Below are 2,890 nucleotides of genomic sequence, written 5' to 3'. Positions count from 1 at the left end.
CAGTGAAAATGCTTGTAAACGTGAGAGATGAATTTATCCAAAAAGGAGAAGAAACGTTACGTTTTATCTTGCCAAGAGAAAGCGCAACAAAAGATACCGACTTAGCCTTGCTATCACTTATCTATCCTTATCGAATTGTAGAACGCAAAACGGCCCTTAAGATTATCGAGAGAGTTACTCAACGACTAGAAAGAGAAAATGGCTGTATCCGTTATGAAAATGATCAATACTATAACGAGGGCAGCGAAGCAGAATGGTGCTTTGGATTACCTTGGCTGGGATTATGTTATTTTGAACTAGGTATGTATGATAAAGCGTTTGAGTACGTTAACAAAACAGAGCGTCTAATCCCAGATAACTGGGAAATTCCTGAACTATATATTGGTGGAAAAAATGTCCCAAATGGAAACACCCCACTTGCTTGGTCCGTTTCTCTATCTTATTTATTTTTAAACAGAATGAGCCATACCACTTCTACTCAATTAACAGGAAATGATTAATAATATGTAAACATTCATAAGAGGAGGAAAGTGATTTATTCACTATCCTCCTCTTATTATGCCATGGTGTAACAGATAAACATTTGAAGCACATGAATATCTTTAGCGAATGTTACTGTCCTGAGAACTACATTTTAACTTTATGGATAACCACAAAGTTGCGAGTGCCTGTTTCACTTACTTAATGAGAAGTAAATGACTTTTGATTGTGAAAAATTTACCACTCAATCTGAGGTGTTAATCGCTCAAACACTTCTCACGTGCTATTTAACTTATTGAAACAAATAAAGTATTAAGGACTCCTATCAAAGTGCCTCGAAAAGGTTTTGTTTTCCCTAAGCTACTATTTGAAAGAAGAGTGTTTCAATAGCTTATCAATTTGGTTAATGAGATGCACTTTGAGGTTTCTTTAGATTGAATACATTCGCGTGGAAATAAAGGAAAATCACCAAAATAGAACAAGCAGGAAGTGGCCGAAATATCATCTTCGGCCGAATATCTACTGATAGTTAGCATCGATTCAATAATAAACAAAACAATCCTAACTGTTTGCGGCCAGGTGGTGAGGGAGCGAAGGACGCACATCCGCAGTAGGATGATCTGAAAAAAAGAGAGGTGGGCGAAGTGACGCAGTCACAAGCCCACCTCTTTTTTCTCTAGACCAAGGTGCAGCAAAGGAGGCGTCTGAAGTGGGACTGAAACCTAAAACTTGATTGAAAATCAGTAGGTTTCCATTTAAATTCATCAAGTCTATCTATATTTACTCATATTTCCATAATCTTGACAAAAATCTGCTATTATAAGAGGATTTCAGCAACTTACGACGAATTATAAAATAAGTAATAATAATAAAACAAAAACAAACATAGAGTGGAGGAGGTGTTTGATTGGAAAGTTTGCTAAAGTTGCCGGATCATATACATCCAAGTGATTTTGATATCTATCTTTACCATGAAGGAACACTGTTTGAAAGCTATAAATTACTGGGGGCACATATATTTTCAGAAAACGGTTTGCAAGGGGTACGTTTTGCCGTCTGGGCACCACATGCAAAACAAGTATCCGTCGTCGGTATTTTTAATAATTGGAATGGATACCAAAATAAAATGGAACGGATAGAACATTCAGGAATTTGGGTATTATTTGTTCCTGAACTTACCCATGGAGACATTTATAAATATGAAGTCACTGGTCCGGATGGACACAAAGAATTAAAGGCAGATCCTTATGCATTTTATACGGAGCTACGTCCTGCAACAGCATCAGTCGTTTACAAGTTAGATAACTACGAATGGCATGATCAAAAGTGGATAGCACAGCGAGTAAAGAAGGATATTTACCACAAACCAATGAAGATTTATGAAGTCCATTTGGCTTCTTGGAAACAAAAGAAAGATGGAGAATTTTATTCGTATCAAGAACTCGCAGAAGAATTAGTCGATTATGCTGTAGAAAACGGCTTTACACATATTGAATTAATGCCTGTGATGGAGCATCCGTTTGATGGGTCATGGGGCTATCAAATCACTGGCTTTTTTTCAGTAACAAGCCGATATGGTACACCTGAGCAATTGATGTATTTTATAGATCAATGTCATCAAAAAGGGCTTGGAGTAATCCTTGATTGGGTTCCCGCTCATTTTTGTAAAGATATCCAAGGTCTTGGTCGATTCGATGGAACTCCTCTCTACGAATCAACAGATCCTTTGCGCGCTGAGCGACCGATCTGGGGGACATATAGCTTTGACTATAGTAAGCCTGAAGTGGTTAGTTTCCTAATTTCTAATGCAATGTTTTGGATGGATGTTTATCATGTAGACGGTTTTCGAGTCGATGCAGTTTCTTCTATTGTTTATTTAAATCATGATAACCCACTTCCAACTAAATTAAAAAATCAGTTTGGTGGAGAAGAAAATGTTGAAGCTGTTCAATTCCTAAAAAAATTAAACGAAACTATTTTCCGAAAGTATCCTAACGCACTCATGATGGCCGAGGAAGCAACTGATTGGCCGCTGGTTACTAGTCCTACGAGTCAAGGCGGGCTTGGATTTAATTATAAATGGAATATGGGCTGGGCTAATGACGTATTAAAATATATGAAGCTTGATGTAAATGAACGTTCAAAGCATCATCAGTTATTGACCTTTTCATTTTTTTACGCATTCTCGGAAAATTATATACTTCCATTTTCGCACGATGAAATGGTCCATGGAAAACGGTCATTAGTCAATAAAATGCCAGGTAATTACTCGCAGAAATTCGCGAATTTACGTCTACTGTTTGGATATTTGTTCGTTCATCCCGGAAAAAAACTTTTATTTATGGGTAGTGAATTTGGCCAGTTTGACGAATGGAAATATCGAGATGAATTAGATTGGATGCTCTTGGAT

The 2,890-nt window shown here is 37.2% G+C and carries 2 protein-coding genes; both read left to right on the top strand.

The genetic code is table 11. The features are described 5' to 3' along the window. A partial coding sequence (locus AC1DOS_RS19255; RefSeq protein WP_477538798.1) for a tetratricopeptide repeat protein occupies positions 1 to 500 on the top strand: 500 nt, incomplete at its 5' end. An 887-nt stretch (positions 501 to 1,387) separates the two neighbouring features. Next, positions 1,388 to 2,890 (top strand): 1,4-alpha-glucan branching protein GlgB (gene glgB / locus AC1DOS_RS19250; protein WP_477538797.1); only part of this gene is annotated, 1,503 nt, incomplete at its 3' end.

This window comes from Paenisporosarcina sp. P5_A11 (assembly GCF_056400705.1).
The sequence above is the reverse complement of the archived record's forward strand: the minus strand, read 5'-3'. Positions and strand labels throughout refer to the sequence as shown.